This window comes from Kribbella alba (assembly GCF_039529635.1).
GTDB lineage: Bacteria > Actinomycetota > Actinomycetes > Propionibacteriales > Kribbellaceae > Kribbella > Kribbella alba.
Genome location: NZ_BAAANE010000007.1, coordinates 590,304 through 607,204, shown reverse-complemented (window position 1 = coordinate 607,204; position 16,901 = coordinate 590,304). Strand labels below are relative to the sequence as shown.

6 protein-coding genes are annotated in these 16,901 nt (G+C 68.4%); 3 read left to right on the top strand and 3 right to left on the bottom strand.

Annotated elements, in window-relative coordinates; translation table 11 throughout:
* Positions 1-40: 40 nt before the first annotated feature.
* Positions 41-2,713 carry a winged helix-turn-helix domain-containing protein gene (locus ABD210_RS20715; RefSeq protein ID WP_344113474.1) on the bottom strand — a complete coding sequence of 891 codons (2,673 nt, stop codon included), beginning with the start codon at positions 2,711-2,713 and terminating at the stop codon, positions 41-43.
* Between the two features lie 152 nt (positions 2,714-2,865).
* On the opposite strand from ABD210_RS20715, the gene recC reads away from it, so the two are divergent.
* From recC to recD, 3 genes are read left to right on the top strand one after another with little or no spacing between them, the layout of a single operon-like run.
* Entirely contained in the window at positions 2,866-6,174 is a 3,309-nt protein-coding gene (recC, locus tag ABD210_RS20710) for an exodeoxyribonuclease V subunit gamma (RefSeq protein WP_344113473.1), read from the top strand.
* Positions 6,174-9,470 carry a UvrD-helicase domain-containing protein gene (locus ABD210_RS20705; protein ID WP_344113472.1) on the top strand — a complete coding sequence of 1,099 codons (3,297 nt, stop codon included), beginning with the start codon at positions 6,174-6,176 and terminating at the stop codon, positions 9,468-9,470. The genes recC and ABD210_RS20705 overlap by 1 nt, the downstream gene beginning before the upstream one ends.
* Entirely contained in the window at positions 9,467-11,236 is a 1,770-nt protein-coding gene (gene recD, locus ABD210_RS20700; protein WP_344113471.1) for an exodeoxyribonuclease V subunit alpha, read from the top strand. The genes ABD210_RS20705 and recD overlap by 4 nt, the downstream gene beginning before the upstream one ends.
* A gap of 50 nt (positions 11,237-11,286) precedes the next feature.
* On the opposite strand, the gene ABD210_RS20695 is transcribed toward recD, so the two are convergent.
* Together ABD210_RS20695 and ABD210_RS20690 are read right to left on the bottom strand one after the other, a co-directional pair.
* On the bottom strand, positions 11,287-15,096 hold the full coding sequence (locus tag ABD210_RS20695; RefSeq protein WP_344113470.1) for an NACHT domain-containing protein: 3,810 nt from the start codon (positions 15,094-15,096) through the stop codon (positions 11,287-11,289).
* 487 nt (positions 15,097-15,583) lie between these two features.
* On the bottom strand, positions 15,584-16,801 hold the full coding sequence (locus ABD210_RS20690; RefSeq protein ID WP_344113469.1) for a GNAT family N-acetyltransferase: 1,218 nt from the start codon (positions 16,799-16,801) through the stop codon (positions 15,584-15,586).
* Between the last annotated feature and the right edge of the window lie 100 nt (positions 16,802-16,901).

The following is a 16,901-nucleotide window of genomic DNA, read 5'->3' as shown; positions in this document are numbered from 1 at the left end:
CATGTGGTGAGCGGGATGGTGATCTGCACCGTTTGGTCCCTCAGAGCAGCCCGAGCTCGCCGGCGCGCGTGACCGCGGTCCTCCGACTGTTGACGCCGAGCTTGGCGTAGATCTTCTTCGTGTGCGTCCGCACGGTGTTGAGCGAGACGTGGAGCCGACGCGAGATCTCGGGCCCGCCGAGGTCGGTGGCAAGGAGCCGGAGCACGTCGAGCTCGCGCTCACTCAACGGGTCGACGAGACCCTGTTCGACCGGTCGGGCTGGTGCACGATCGAACGCCGCTCGCAGACCCCGCGGGTAAGCCCAAGAGGGGTCCCGCCGGACGAGAGCCTCCAGCAGTGTCGCCATCGGCCCACCTTCACCGACGAAGACCCGCACGTAGCCTTCCGGTTCCGCCAATCGCAGTGCCTGCTCAAGCGGAGCGACCGCACCCGGTACGTCGTGTCGGCCGTGCTCGCCGTGGTGCGCGAGCGCCTGCAGGGTCAGGATCTCGATCAGTGTGCCGATCCGTCCGCCCCCCTCTGCGGCGGTCTGAAGGCGCTCGAGCAGGCGGTGCGCGGCAGGCCGGGTGCGTTGCTGGTGGATCAGGATCCGGGCGAGGGTCAGGTGCTCGTACTCGCGGATGTACGCCAGGTCGTCGTCCGGGTCGAGGTGCTGTGCGCGAGCCCATACGAGGGCCTCGGCGATGCGGCCCTGCGCTACCAGCACCCGCGCACGCTGGGCTGCGACGGGCTGCACGTTCGGGGAGTAGTCACCGACATAGACCTGCTCAGCCTCTTCGAGCAGAGCCACCGACCCGCTCAGATCTCGCTCGGCTTCGCGCAGCCGCGCGCGGGCGACCCGCCATCGGTAGGGGAGCTGGGGCAGACCGAGACGTTCGCCCAGCGCTTCCACGCGCTTCAGGTGCTCGGCCGTCGCAGCCAGATCGTTGCGCTCGAAGGTGATCTGGCTCAGACCGACCACCATGTCAGCGGTCCCGCGCAGGGGTCCGTCGGTGTCGTGGGCTGCGGCGAGCCGGAGAGCGTCCTCGTAGGTGCGCAGGGCGTCACCGAGCCGGCCTTGGGTGACCCGGATGTCCCCCAGAGTGATCGAGCAACCGAGCACGTCGGCGATGTTCCCGGCTCGTTCCAGCCCTTTCACAGCAACGGAGTAGCCGTGGTGGGCCGCCTCCAGATCTCCGCTCCCCCACGAGGCGAGCCCGGCCAGGGCCGACGCGGCCGAGACGGTGAGGTCGTCGCCAGGCGCGGCTTTGGCGATCGCCAGGTGGGCGTGGGCGACGGTGTCGGCCGGATCGCCGGCGACGAGCGCGAGGGCTGCTCGATAGGTCTCCGTCGCCCCTGGCACGCGCGCCAGCTCAGACTCGTCGAGCACCACCATGTCCGCCCGTGGGCCGGCCAGCAGCCGCTCGAGATCGTCCAGCCGGTCTCCGACCGTCTCGAAGTCCCCCCGCGACATCAGCGCCCCGATGAACCCCACGGCGAGAACAGGGCGGCGTCGCACCACGTCGTGCGGGATGTCGTCGAGCCAGCCTCGGACCGTCGCCTCCTGCCGCTGGCGCAGCAGTTCGATGGACGAGCGCTCCATGAGGTCGGCCGCCTGCCCGATGTCCCCGGCCGCGAGCGCATGCCGGACGGCGGTCACCGGCTCGCCCGCGACGCCGTACCACTCGGCGGCGCGCCGGTGCAGGTCGGCGATCTCGTCCGATCTCTCGTCGAGCAGGTGCGCACGCAGGACGTCGGCGAAAAGGTGGTGGTAGCGATACCACTGGCGACTGTCGTCGAGGCTCACGACAAACAGGTTCGAGCGCTCCAACGACTCGAGCATGGCCTTGCCGTCCATGCCACCGGTGACGGCATCGCAGAGCGAGCCGCTGAGCCGGTCGAGGACCGAGGTCTCGAGCAGGAAAGTCCGTACAGCGTCGGGCTGACGGCCGAGGACCTCCTCGACGAGGTAGTCCACGACGTACCGGTCGTCCCCGGCGAAGCCGGCGATGAAGCCCGCTGCGTCCTCACGTCCTTGGAGTGAGAGGGCAGCCAACTGCAGCGCCGCGATCCAGCCCTCGGTCCGCTCCTCCAGGGTGACGATCTCAGAGGGCTCGAGGTGGAGCCCGAAGACCCCGTTCAGGTATGCCGTCACCTCGTCCACCGTGAAGCGCAGGTCAGCGGCACGGATCTCGACCAGCTCACCCCGCGCCCGTAGCCGAGCCAGCGGAAGGGCAGGGTCGGCACGCGTGCTGATCACCAGGCGCACCTGAAGGGGAAGGTGCTCCAGCAGGAACGCGACCTCGCCGGCGATCTCGGGGCCGTCGGCGAGGTGGTAGTCGTCCAGGACCAGGTCGACGCCGTCGGCCAGGGCACCGAGCTCATTGAGCAGGGTGGCGAGAACCGACTCCATCGGCGGATGCGGAGCCCGCAAGAGGGGCAGTACGCCGGTGCCCACACCCGGCGCCGCAGCGTCGAGGGCGGTGACGACGTGGGTCCAGAAGGACGCGGGCTCCTGCTCTGTCTCCTCGAGCGATACCCACGCAACCCGGCACCCCGCTTGCCCAGCCCACGCCGCCAGCAGGGTCGTCTTTCCGAACCCCGCCGGGCCGGAGATCAGTGTCAGCCGCGGTTTCGCACTCCCACCGAGCCGATCAGCCAACCGCGGCCGCGGCACCACGACATGTCGTGCTCGGGGAACGTGCAGCTTGGTCCAGACCAGCGGACTCGGCATGCCCGCTCCCCTCAATTGCCTCCGTGCCAGATCATCTCGACAGTAGAGCACGAAGCGGCTGCCCCCTGGCCCGACAGGATCTCGGGTGGGCTACTGCCATTGCAGACACTGCCTCGCCACGAGGTGTCGGCGTCACGTGGCATGCTGCGTCGGTGGCCCTGTATCTACACCGCGCCGAGCGAACCGACCTGCTCGCCGACGCGTTGGGTGACGTGCTCGCCGTACCGCTCGCCGACCCGTTCACCGAAGAGCTCGTCGTGGTGCCTGCGAAGGGTGTTGAGCGCTGGCTCTCCCAGCGCCTTGCGCACCGGTTGGGCGCCGCGCCGGGCCGCGGCGACGGGGTGTGTGCCGGAGTACGGTTCACGACGCCGCGCTCGTTGGTCGCCACGGTTCTGGGGCTCGCGGATGACGACCCCTGGGCCGCCGATGCGATGGTGTGGCCGCTGCTCGCTGTGCTCGACGCTTCGCTCGACGAGGGCTGGTGCGAGCCTGTCGCGCGACACCTCGGTCATTTCGATACCGGCGCCGAGGCGGAGCTGCGCCAGGGACGCCGGTACGCTGTCGCGGCGAGGCTGTCCCGGCTCTTCGCCGCGTACGCCGTACAGCGGCCTACTGTTCTGGCGGACTGGAGCCGAGGTCACGACACCGACGGCCGCGGGGCTCCGGTGGATGACGATCTGAGCTGGCAACCCGAACTCTGGCGGCGTCTCGTCGACCGAATCGACGCACCGCCTCCGAACGTTCGCCACGTCGAGACACTTGCCCGGCTTCGCGATCAACCAGATTCTCTTGACCTGCCGGCGCGACTCTCGCTGTTCGGGCACACCCGGCTCCCGGTCACCGAGATCGAGTTGCTGTCCGGGCTGGCCAAGCACCGCGACGTACACCTATGGCTCCCCCACCCCAGCAATGTGCTCTGGGCTCGCCTGGACGCAGCGGTCACCACCGCCGGCGACCGGGCCTGCGACACGAGCCACCAAGCGGCCGACCACCCACTCCTGGCCACGCTCGGGCGGGACAGTCGTGAGCTGCAGTTGTCCCTCGCCGTTGCGCCGGCAACTGATCGCCACCTTCCTTCGCCTGCGATGCCCGACACTCTCCTCGGCTGGCTACAGCACGACCTGCGCAGCAACACCGTCGAGCCCGAAGGCCGCCACCTGGCCACCGACGACCGCAGCGTGCAAGTGCATGCGTGCCATGGCACGGCCCGACAGGTCGACGTACTGCGGGAGGTACTGCTGGGGATGTTGCAAGCCGACGCCACGCTGGAACCCCGCGACATTCTTGTGATGTGCCCCGACATCGAGACGTACGCGCCCTTGATCAGCGCTCGCTTCGGCCTCGGAGACCTCCGCGCCGATGGCCACCCGGCGCATCGGTTGCGGGTCCAGCTGGCCGACCGGTCACTCACCCAGACCAATCCCCTGCTCGGGGTCGCATCCCAACTGCTCGGCGTGGCGGGCAGCAGAGCCACCGCCAGCCAACTGCTCGACCTCGCCCAGACCGAGCCGGTCCGCCGCCGCTTCCGGTTCACCGATGACGACCTGGACACCATCACCGACTGGGTCCGCGAGTCGGGCGTGCGGTGGGCGTTCGACCAGGACCACCGCGCACCGTACGGGCTGGCCGACTATCCACAGAACACCTGGCGCTTCGGCCTCGACCGGATCCTCGCCGGCGTGACGATGTCGGCCGACGCTCACGCCTGGATCAACACGACGCTGCCACTCGACGATGTCGGAAGCACCCGGATCGAGCTGGCCGGCCGGTTCGCGGAGTACGTCGATCGGTTGCAGGCGGCAACCAAACGACTGGACGGCACGCGTCCGCTGACGGACTGGCTCGACGCGTTGCGCGCGGGGATCGATCAGCTGACCCGGGTCGTCCCCGACGACAGCTGGCAGCTCAGCCAGGTCCACCGCGAGTTCGCCGAGGTCGCCGCCGACGCCGGCCCATTGGCCGAAACACCGTTGAAGCTCCCCGATGTCCGGGCCCTCCTGTCCACCCATCTGGCCGGCCGGCCGAGCCGCGCCAGCTTCCGGACCGGCACACTGACCGTGTGCACGATGGTGCCGATGCGATCGGTCCCGCACCGCGTGGTCTGTCTGCTGGGACTCGACGACGGCGTGTTCCCGCGGTTCGGCCTGGCCGACGGGGACGACCTGCTGGCCAGGACCCCGATCACGGGCGAGCGCGATGTCCGCAGCGAGGATCGCCAACTCCTGCTGGATGCGATTCTTGCCGCGACCGAATCCCTGGTGATCACCTACACCGGTGCCAACGAGTACTCCGGGCAACGGCGGCCGCCCGCGGTACCGCTGGGTGAGCTCCTCGATGTCCTTGATCGCACCACCGAGAGGAACGTCCGGGATGCTGTCCTGATCAAGCACCCGCTCCAGCCCTTCGACCGTAAGAACCTCGAAGCCGGCCGTCTCGGTACTCCGGGACCTTTCACGTTCGACCCGGCCGCGCTGGTCGCGGCACGAGCCGCCGCAGGATCCCGGCCGGCACGGCCGGAGTTCCTGGCCGGACAGCTGGCCGTGGCGGGCGACGAGGACATCGCCCTGGCTGACCTCCTGGCGTTCTTCCGGCACCCCGTGAGGGGATACTTCCGGGCGCTCGACCTGACCCTGCCGTGGGAGGTCGACGGCGTCTCGGACGTGATGCCGGTGGAGATCGACAACCTGCAGAAGTGGTCGGTCGGCGACCGGCTGCTCCGCGACATGCTGGCGGGGGTCAATCCGAACGACGCCCTGCAAGCAGAGTGGCGACGAGGCACGCTGCCACCGGGGCGACTCGGCTGGCGGACCGCGACCGACGTACGCGATGAAGCCAAACAGCTCGCGATCAGTGCGCATCCGCACCGGCAGGCGAGTCCCAGGGCCTTCGATCTGGATATCGATCTCGGCGGCGGCCGGCGGCTCACCGGCACCGTGCCAAGTGTGCACGGCTACCGGCTGGTCTCGGTCGGCTTCTCCCGTCTCGACGCCAAACAGTTGTTGTCCTGCTGGATTCAGCTGCTCGCCCTGTCCGCCAACGACGACGACCACAACTGGACAGCGCTGGCCATCGGCCGGGGCCGGAACAGCCCGGCGAGCCGGCTCTTCGGCCCGGTCGGGTCGGAAGCCCGCGCCTTGCTGGCCGACCTGGCCGCGATCTACGACGCCGGTCGACGCGAGCCACTTCCGCTTCCGCTCAAGACCTCGTTCGCCTGGTACGAGGCACGCCGTACCGGCGACGATCCGGCCACCGCGGCCGGGCGACGCTGGCGCCCGGCCGCCTACGACGGGGAGAACGCCGACCCCGCGCACGTCCGTGTCTGGGGCCCCTACAGCCGGCTCGACGACCTGCTGGACCCGACCCGACCCGATGAGGAACGCCCGGGCGAGCCGACTCGGCTCGGGGCGTACGCCGCCCGGCTCTGGGAGCCGATGCTTCGCTTCGAGCAAGGAGCGACGTGATGGAACCCTTCGATCTTCTCGGTGAACTCCCCACCGGAACCGTCGTGCTGGAGGCGAGTGCCGGCACGGGCAAGACCTATGCGCTGGCCGGGCTGGTGACCCGCTTCGTGGGCGAGGGCCGCGCCAGGCTCGACGAGATGCTGCTGATCACCTTCGGCCGCGCGGCCAGCCAGGAACTCCGCGAGCGCGTACGCACCCAGCTACTTGAAGCCGAACTCGCACTGGCCGACCCGACCGCTTGGCGTGACGACGAAGGCCTTCTCGGTCACCTCGTCAAGGGCAGCTCCGACGAAATCGCGGTGCGGCACCTGCGTCTTCGCGACGCGCTGGCCAACTTCGACGCCGCCACCATCGCCACCACGCATCAGTTCTGCCAGCTCGTACTGCGCTCGCTCGGCGTCGCGGGTGACACCGACGCCGGCGTCACCCTGGTCGACGACCTGGGAGAACTCGTCACCGAGGTGGTCGACGACCTCTACCTCAACCTCTTCGGGAATTCGGCGGACCAGCCGCCCATCACCCGTGGTGCCGCACTCGAGATCGCGCTGAAAGCAGTCGGCAACCCGCACACCCGTCTGGTTCCGGACAAGTACGCCGAGGCCTCGCCGGAGGGCGTCCGGATCGAGTTCGCGCGCGCCGTACTGGCCGAGATGGAGCGTCGCAAACGCCGCCTCGGCATCCTTGGCTACGACGATCTGCTCACCCGCCTCGCGGCCGCGCTGGAGGATCCCGACGCTCCGGCCCGCAAGCAGATGCAGCGTCGGTGGTCGGTGGTGATGGTCGACGAGTTCCAGGACACCGATCCGGTGCAGTGGAAGGTGATCGACGCCGCCTTCAACGGGCCCAGCACCCTGGTACTGATCGGCGACCCCAAACAAGCCATCTACGCCTTCCGCGGCGGAGACATCGCGACCTACCTCGCGGCCGCGGCCACCGCCGGACAGCGGCGCACCCTCGATACCAACTGGCGTAGCGACCAGCCGCTGGTCGACTGCCTCCAGGTCGTCCTGGGCGGAGCCCAACTCGGTCACCAGGACATCGTCGTTCACCCGGTGGCCGCCCATCACCAGGGCAGCAGGCTCGCCGGAGCACCATCCGACGCGCCTTTCCGGCTCCGGGTCGCACGGAAAGAGCAGTTCGGCTCGGTCAGGCGCAAGAGCATCCCGATGGACGAGCTCCGCGACCACATCGCTCGCGATCTGGCGGCCGACATCGGCCGCCTGCTGGCCGCCGGCGCGACGTACGCCGGTCAACCGCTCCGCGCCGGCGATGTCGCGGTGATCGTCGAGACGCACAAGGACGCGCGCGTCTGCCGGGAGGAACTTGCCCGGGCCGGCATCCCCGCCGTCTACTCCGGTGACCTCGACATCTTCGCGTCGCAGGCCGCCCAGGACTGGCTCTGCCTGCTCGAGGCGTTCGAGCAACCGCACCGCTCCGGCCTGGTCCGCGCCGCCGCGACCACGATGTTCTTCGGCGAGACGGCGGCGAGCCTGCGGGCCGGTGGCGAGGGGCTCACCGACCGGACCGGGCAGACGCTGCGCGCCTGGGCGGACCGGCTGCGAACCAGCGGCGTCGCGGCGGTCTTCGAGGCCGCGCAGGCTCACGGGATGACCCAGCGAGTACTGGGCTGGCGCGGCGGCGAGCGCGACATGACCGACCTCGCGCATCTGGCCGAGTTGCTCCACGAGACCGCGCACCGCGAGGGCTTCGGGCTGCCCGCCCTGCTCGACTGGCTGCGCGAGGAGTGCCACGGCAGCGGACGCACGGCCGAGCGGACTCGTCGGCTCGACAGCGACGCGGCGGCCGTACAGATCATGACGGTCTGGGTCAGCAAAGGCCTGCAGTACCCCGTCGTGTACCTGCCGTTCGGTTTCACCCGCCACGTGGTCGAGGAGACCGAACTGCTGGTCTTCCACCAGGACGGAGAGCGGCGCCTCGACCTCGGCGGCAAGAGGCACCGCGGCCACCGTGCCAACCAGAAACTCTGGCGCGCCGAGGAGGCCGGTGACGACATCCGCCTCACCTACGTCGCGTTGACCCGGGCTCAGTCACAGGTCGTGGCCTGGTGGGCGCCGTCCTGGGACGAGATCAACGGAGGGATCTCGCGGCTGCTGCGCGGTCGCAAACAAGGCGAACCGATCGTGCCCGACACACTGGACAGACCATCGTCCGACGACGAAGTACTGATCTGGCTGCGGCGCTGGCAGCAGGCCGGCGGCCCGGTGGTCGAGGACTCGGTCATCGCCGAGCAGGTCGAGCCCGTCCCCGAGGAACTCCCCGGTGGGCTCGCGGCCGGGATCTTCTCCCGCGAGGTGGACCTCGCCTGGCGCCGTACGTCGTACTCGGGTCTGATCCGTGCTGCCGACCAGCAGGTGGGCGGTGTCGCCAGCGAACACGAAGAGAGTCAACTGGAGGACGAGTCCGTAGATCCGGTACCGACGCCTGAGGCGGCTCCGACCGATGCGGTGCCGTCTCCGATGGACGGGCTGCCGGCGGGAGCCACGTTCGGGTCGCTGGTGCACGCAGTGCTCGAAGAGGCGGATCCGCAGGCGCCCGACCTGCACGCAGAGTTGGCCGGAAAGGTCCGCGAGCAGTTGCGATTCTGGCGAGTCGACGTGACCGCCGATGCCCTGGCCACGGCGATGCTGCCGCTGCACACCACGCCGCTCGGTCCACTGATTCCCGGGCTGACCCTCGGCGATCTGGGCCGCGCCGACCGGCTCCGCGAACTCGACTTCGAGATCCCGTTGGCCGGCGGCGACGAGACGGTTGCGACCGACGTACAGCTCGCCCAGTTGGCGCCACTGTTGCGCACCCACCTGTCAGCCGACGATCCGCTTCTTCCGTACGCCGACCGGCTCGAGCAGCCGCTGCTCGGCCGGCAGAGCCTGCGGGGCTACCTCACCGGTTCGATCGACGTCGTACTGCGTGTCCCGCACGGCTCGGGCCATCGCTTCGTCGTGGTCGACTACAAGACCAACCGGCTCGGCGATCCCGAGCAACCCGCGACCTCCGCGGAGTACGGTCCTGAGCAGCTAGGTGTCGCCATGCTGCACTCCGACTATCCGTTGCAGGCGATGCTCTACTCGGTGGTGCTGCACCGGTACCTCCGCTGGCGGCTGCCGGGCTACGACCCCGAGGTACAGCTCGGTGGGGTGATCTACCTCTATCTGCGCGGGATGTGCGGACCGGGAACGCCTCTCGTGGACGGGCACCCGGCAGGGGTGTTCAGCTGGCCGATGCCGACGTCGCTCGTACTGGCCCTGTCCGACCTGCTCGACGGGAGCACGCCATGACCGCGACCGTCGACGAGTTCGACTCGACCCTGGCGCTTTCCGCGACCGGGATCCTGCGCGACTTCAACAGAGCCGGCGTGATCCTGGCCGCCGACGTCCATGTGGCCTCCCGGCTCACCACGTTGCTTGCTGAAAGCAACGAATCGGTGGCGCTTGCCTGTGCACTGGTGGCGCGGGCCGTCCGCGCTGGATCCATCTGCCTCGACCTCACCGAGGTCCGTGACGAGGTCGGCGACGACGGCGCTGAGCTGGCCTGGCCGGACTTGGACGGCTGGCTCGCGGCGCTGGCGGCCAGTCCCCTGCTCGCTGCGCCGCACCCACTCCACCTCGAGGACACTCGCCTGTACTTCGATCGCTACTGGCGAGAAGAGGAGCAGGTCGAGCTGGACCTTCGCCGCCGGACCGGCCGACCCGCCCCGGAAATCGCTGACGAAGCAGCCCTGCTGGCAGGGCTTGACCGGCTCTTTCCCGGTACTCCGTACATCGAGCAGCGGACGGCGGCAGAGACTGCGGCTCGCCAACTGACGACGGTTCTGACGGGTGGGCCTGGTACCGGCAAGACCACCACCGTCGCAGGCCTGCTGGCCCTCCTCGCGGAACAGGCGGAGATCGCCGGGGATCGCCGTCCGTGGATCGCACTGACCGCTCCCACCGGCAAGGCCGCCGGCCGCCTCGAAGAAGCAGTACGGCGCGAAATGAAGGACCGCCTCGAGGCGAAGGACAGGGAACGGCTCGGCGACTTCCACGCCAGAACCCTGCACATGTTGCTCGGCGGGCGTCCTGACTCGTCGACCCGGTTCCGCCACGACCGGAACAACCGCCTGCCGCACGACATCATCGTCGTCGACGAGACGTCGATGGTGTCGCTGACGATGATGGCGCGGCTGTTGGAGGCAGTCCGGCCAGAGGCGCGGTTGATCCTGGTTGGCGACCCCGACCAACTGGCCTCCATCGAGGCAGGGGCGGTACTCGCCGACCTGGTCGACGGACTGGTCGCCGGCGGGCACATCGAAGCAGCCGAACTGCGCACCTCCCATCGGTTCGGAAGCGAGATCGGCGACCTGGCGCTGGGCGTCCGGGAAGACCGCCCCGAAGACGTCCTCGCCGTACTGCGCGGCGGTGGTGACCGGGTGCAGTTCGTCGAGGACGACGACCCCCGCGAGACCCTTCGGTCCGCGCTACTTCCCGACGTGCTCGCAATCCGGAGAGCCGCCGAAGCGGGAGATGCCGATGCCGCCCTGGCAGCACTCGACCGGCACCGCCTGCTCTGCGCCCACCGGGAAGGTCCCTGGGGCGTCAACCACTGGAACCGAACCGTCGAGCGCTGGATCACCGAAGAAACCGAAGACCCACTCTGGGACACCTGGTACGTCGGCCGACCGGTCCTGGTGACCGCCAACGACTACGCCCTCGGCATCTACAACGGAGACGTCGGCGTCACGATCCGACGCCCGGACGGCTCCTTGCGCGTCTGCATCGACAGCTCTCGCGGCCGCCTCGACTTCGCCCCCAGCCGACTCGGCAACATCGAAACCCTCCACGCCATGACCATCCACAAAGCCCAAGGCAGCCAGGCCACCGAAGTCACCGTCCTGATGCCAGGCGAAGAGTCCCGCCTCCTCACTCGCGAACTCTTCTACACAGCCGTCACCCGCGCCCAAGACCGAGTACGCGTCGTAGGCACTGAAACCGCCGTCCGCCTAGCCCTCAGCCGCAGAGCACTACGCGCCACCGGCCTCCGCCAACGGCTGACCGGCGGCAACTGACCGGCACGATCCCCACGTTTCGCCAGGCTTCCAAGCCTCGCCGAGCGCGCCTATCCGCCCAAGCGCGCGTGGAGCAGGTTCGAGATCTCGGGCGGGCAGTCATCCCGGCGCGCCAACCTGAGGCTGACAACGCCACGGGTACCGGCCTCGACCACTGACACGCATTCCGCTATCGCTGCCTTGTTGGAAGCCGAGGAACGCTCCCACGCATCCTCCAGCCGAGGCAGCACGAGAGGCTGCTCGGTCACGACACCAATCAGCATGATCCCCAGGCTCACCCGGGGCTTGCCTGCCATGTCGGTATCGGGTTTCCTGCGCCAGACCACGGCGGCCGAGTCGATCGTGGTCAGCACACTGACCACGAGGTCGCCCAACTCCTCCGCCGTGAGGTGATGCATCCCCAGCATCGTGATGGCGTCCAGCAGCCGGGCGTAACCGGCCGAACCCGCCCGGGCCTCCGCTTCGGACGACGAGACGAGGGCACGCCGGACAGCCTCGAGATACGTCTCGAGAATCGTCGCCACGTCTCCGGTGCTGATTCCGGTCGCGCGGTCGATCGCCGCGATCAGCCGGATCACGGCGGTCTGGACCTGGGTGTCCTCGCCGGCAACGACCGAGCGCACCAGCCTGTCGACGAGGATTGGCGCCCACGTCCCAGGCAGCGGCAGAGTCCTGCTCCGCTTCTCGACCAAGGCCGCCAAGACGGTGACGGCGTACGGATGTTCCGACTCGAGCAGCCCAAGCACCCACGGCAGACCGACCTGATCGAACTCTTCGGACTCCCAGTCGTCCAGCGAGTCGGCTACTGCCTTGGTCGCGGCTCTCCCTACTTTCATCCGGGTGCGTTCGAGTAGTTCCGCCGAGATCCAGTCCCGAGCCGAGGCCGAGACAGGGGTCAACCGACCCTGCAGACGAGCCATCCGCTCGGCATCGGCTGGATCCGGGGACGAGCAGAGCGCGCTGAGCTCCACTTCGAGTTCGCGGACGACGGCCGGGCTCGCCGAGGACAGGATCGCGTCAAAACCCCGCCGCACCGTTGTCCGTCCATGCATCAGCTCGTCCGCGTTGCCAGCGGAGAAGCGGGTCAGCCGGTCGAGGTACTCCTGCAAGCGGGCAGGGTTCTGGCCGGCGAGCTTGATGACGACCGGCCAGATCCTGTGCGGGTGGTCGGACAGACGGCTTTCCAAAGCGTCGGCGAGCTCCAACCGGGTAGCAGCGTCCAAGTGGCCGGCAAGGTGGCTCGCGACAGTGGCCAAGGTGCCCAGCACCGGGTTGGAGGTTGTGTCTGATGTTTGGAGGACAGCCTGCGCGACAAGGTTGGGGGCGTCGACGGCGAGCCAGATGACAGCGTTCGTGTACGAGGTCCGCTCGATCGAGAGGTCCGGATCGAACGCCACCGCCAGCAGTTCCCGGGCAATCTCGCGATTTGCGCAGAGCCGGCGCATGAGCTTCAGCTGGCAGGAGACCCATCGATCCGGCAGTGAAGCACTCAGCATCGACTGCCAGTCTGACCAGCCACCCGCAGTTTGAACGCCAGGGTCTTGCCAGACGTCGGCCAGCACCGCCACGGCGTCATCCACAGCTCCAGCAGGGCAGCGGTGCCGCAGAGCTCGTGCGATCACGTCGGCCTTTAGTCGCGGATCGGTTCCTGCGCGCCGCGCAAAGGTCAATACAGCTGCCCGGGCAGTCTCTGGCAGTCTGCTGTACCGATCGACAAGCACCCGTACGTCGACCTCGGTCGTCCCGGACATCACGGTCTGCTCCAGCAACCGCCGGACGACAGGACCCATGTCTCTCCTGCCGTCGATGCCCAGGCGCTTGAGACAGAGCCTCAGGGCAACTTCGAAGGCCACCGTCTGGTGAACAGGTTCGGCTGCGTTGATCAGCGACCCGACTGTCATCGCGACCCTCGAGAAGCTCGCGCCTTCCGCGCGCTTCAGGCACCACACGGCGACCTCTAGCGCAGGGCCGACGCAGCTGCCGGTCGCCAACTCCAAGACGTCGACACTTGCGATGAGGAGGGCAGGATGACGTTCTTTCAGATCGGCGGCCAAGCGCTCGACCAACGGCCCGTCGTCTTGAGCGATCGCGCTCTGGAAGTGGATCCGGATCCCCTCCACCGAGTCCTTCGGCACGTGCGCAGACAACTCCTGGAGCCGAACCCGGTCGATCTCCAGCATGAGCAGGTGCTTGGCGATCCCCCAGTAGCCGGGTACTGCGGCCCGCAGCCCGCCTTCCAGCCGCACGAGGTCAGCCTTGGTACCACGGATGGCGAGGTGGCGTCCGACTGCGAACTCGGTATAGGTCTGGTGGAAGAAGGCGTACCGCCCACCGGTCGATTGGACGATTCCTTCGCTGAGCAGGTTGTTGAGACCGGCGGAGGTCATCGAGTCGTTCTCGGGGACGAACTCGGCCAACCGGCTGCCGCTCGCCTCCCAGACCGAGGCTGCCAGTGCCTCGGCGGTGCGGACCTGGTGTGCGGCCCGGTCTGCTCGCCGAGCGCGCCGGTCTCGGGCGATCCGGCGCTCCCAGTAGGAGTCGTACAGGCGGGTGACCGTGAGGCCTTCAGGAACAACCCCGGCTGCGGCATAGATATCACAAGCCATCGCGAGGCGCAGTGGCGAGGAGAAGACGTCTCTGACGGCCGTCCCGGAGACGCGCAGATTCAAACTCTTCGCGAACGTCTCGCGAAGAGACTGGGGGATGTCACTGGCCTGCACATAGGCATCAGCCCATTCGCGGATCTCGTCCGGCGTCAGGTTCGGTAGGCGATAAAGCGCACCCACCAGGTCGCGCTCCGGCTCCAGATAGCTGTGCCACTCCTGGTCCCGACAGGTCATCAGCAGCAGGGCTCTCCGCGCGACCTGGCGCAGTACGTAGGAGATGTCGTCCGCGTTGTCCTCGGTCAGGATGAGATCGAGGGTGTCCACGATGACGATCACCTGCGAAGTGACCGGCGCCGCGGCCAGGATCGCGGTCAGCGGAGCCGCCTCCCGAACTCCGGAGGCGGCCTGTCCGAAGGCGAGGTCCACCGTGGCCGCGCTGACGAGTTCGGCAGAGGCCGGGATCCGGGTGCACGGAACGAAGACCGCCGCCGTGTCACCCTCCGACTCGAACCGCCCGAAGATCTGACCGGCAAGCACGCTCTTGCCGAGTCCCCCTTCGCCGATGATCATGAGGGCCTTCGAGTGCGCGGCTACCGGTCCCACCGCGCGCTCGAGGGCGGCGAGCCGGTCCATGCTTGGCAGGATCTCCGGCTGCGCGCTCTGCCGCGCACTCGCACCTGCCGACCGGACTGTGGCCATGGTGTCGCTGGTCGCCGCCACACTATTCGGCTGCTGATCTGCCCTCTGCAGCTCGAGCACCTCGGCTATGGCCCTCTGCAGCAGATCTATGCTGATCAGCATCTCCGCGATTCCGGCCCGCTCAGCCTGTCCGGACCGATTTGTTCGGTGGACCGTCAGCGAGACGAATCCGCAGGTGAGGTCGAGGAGGCGATCGAAGTACCTCTGTGCGTCGTCGGACAAGAGGCCGGTCCGGCGCTTTCGCCCGCCTCGGTCGTCGAGCAGGTAAGTGCGCAGCGCCTCGCCGCTGCGCAGCGCGTGGCTCAGCGTTTCGCGCTCTGGCGCGGACGCGAGCAGTTCCTCGAGTGCAGCCTCCGCGGAACTCAGATCCCCGTCTGCCGCGTGCCGGAACTCGTAACCGGCCTGGCTCAGGACATTCGCGGCCAGCTCGGCGGGAACCCCGGAGAAGTCACCGGACGCCCCCGGCGTTCCGTCGGAGAGTTCCTTGGCGGCGTCGGCGATCCTGCTGGCACCGGCGAGATGAAGAACGGCCCGGACGATGTTCGACTTGCGCACCAAACGCGCTCTCGGCCAGTTCGCCGCCACTCGACCTCCCCAGTAGTCCTCAGCCAGTATGGCGGTCGCAGCGTGCCGTGGAAGCTGCTCGGCTCTTGAGCGATGGCTGACCCGGATGCCGTGGTGATCAGAAAGCTTAACGTCGCACGTTCCCCCGTAACGCCCTCTCTTGCCCCGTTCAGGCCACGAAGCTCGGCTCGACTGCGTGATGCCCAGACCGAAGCGATCGCGCAAGGCACGCCGCAGTGGCTCCGCCGGTGCTCAGCACTGGCGAGGTAGGAAGAATGAGCGGCATGACCATGGTGAAAGACCTCGATGTCCGCGGGTTGCAGCACTGTGAGACGACGGCGCTAGGCGTTCATACAGGCCGGCTCCATCCTCCACGAGCTCTCGCGTATCGAACGCGATGCGATGCAGGCACTCAACATGCTCTAGCGGGCCTGTCCGGCGGGTCGGGTGATGAGGCAGAGTCCGATCGGCCCGGCGGCTAGAAGATCTCGAGGCTGACGGACGCGACGGGCCAGCTGAAGGCGACTGTGGTCGCGGACAGGGCACCGGGAGTGTTTTCGGTGACTCGGCCGGTGGCGGCGAACTCGGCCAGCGAGCGACCTCCCAGGTAAGCCGCGGAGAGCTCGTTCACCGACAGCGAGAGATCGGAGGTGGACTCGGTGGGTTCGCAAGTGGCGTGCTCGGTGTCGCCGGTCAGCCGGAATCGGCCGTTGTTGGCCTTGATGAGGTCATCGGTCACCTCGATCACCACGTCCGTACCGATGGCATAGCGACGCTGGGCGAGGGCGCGGGGGACGTCGGTGAGCCGAACCCACAGCGACTCGGTCAGCCGCCGGTTGAGCGCGACCGGGTTGCTCACCAGCTGCTGCAGCGGTTCGTCCACCGCGGCGTTGCCGTACTCCAGTTTGGCGGCCAGATCGAGAGTCAGCAGGTGATGCCATAGCGCGTGGTACGCCGTCGGCTCGAGAGCGACCACTTCCTCCACAGTCACCTCGTTGGCCGGACCGGCGGGTCCCCAGCTCAGCTTGCCGCGCCACAGCGCGTACCCGTTCAGCGCGCCGGCTTCATCGCGATGCACCAGGATCTGCCGTGCGGTCCTACCGCCGCGATTCTCGGGCTTGTCCTGGAGCTGCCTGCGCCAGACCTGCTCGGATCGACCCGACACGCCCGGACGCTTCGCCTGCAACTCCCGAAGCATGGGTGCCAGCTGAGCCGGTGCGTCGTCGGCGAGCACCTCCTCGATGCGGCCGGCACCGCCGTACACGGGATGCGGCATGACTCTCCGCAGGTCGACCTCGTACGAGACGCCCCAGGCCGCCGGGGCGTAACCGAACCGACCGTAGATGCCGGGCTCGCTCGCCCAAAGCACCGCCAGAGCTTCCGGTACTTCGCGCAACTGCCGGCTCATCAGCCTGGACAGGATCCCCTGTCGCCGGTGAGTCGCACGGACGCCGACCGCGGTGACGTGCGCCGCAGGAATCACCGCTCCGGGGACCGACAGATCGCGACTCATCGCCTTAGCGGTACCGACGAACTGGTCACCATCCACAGCCACCAGCGCCCGCTCTGGCTCGAACAGCTCCCGGTCCAGGTCGGTCGGCGTGCTCTCGAACATCATCGCCGCGGCGAAGAGACCCACAAACCGATCATGCTCATCAGCCGTCGCCGCCCGCAGTACATACTCGGAGATCACCATGACGGCATCGTCACACGCGCCTACGACAAACCGCTTTGAGGACGCCACAAACTGGAGGTCTGCTCCTCGGACACAGACATGACGTCGTCGTCGATCTGAC

What these genes read in the sequence shown, in the direction of transcription:
- ABD210_RS20715 (WP_344113474.1), bottom strand. Translation starts at nt 2,713, where the DNA reads ATGCCGAGTCCGCTGGTCTGGACCAAGCTGCACGTTCCCCGAGCACGA.
- ABD210_RS20705 (WP_344113472.1), top strand. Translation starts at nt 6,174, where the DNA reads ATGGAACCCTTCGATCTTCTCGGTGAACTCCCCACCGGAACCGTCGTG.
- recD (WP_344113471.1), top strand. Translation starts at nt 9,467, where the DNA reads ATGACCGCGACCGTCGACGAGTTCGACTCGACCCTGGCGCTTTCCGCG.
- ABD210_RS20690 (WP_344113469.1), bottom strand. Translation starts at nt 16,801, where the DNA reads ATGGTGATCTCCGAGTATGTACTGCGGGCGGCGACGGCTGATGAGCAT.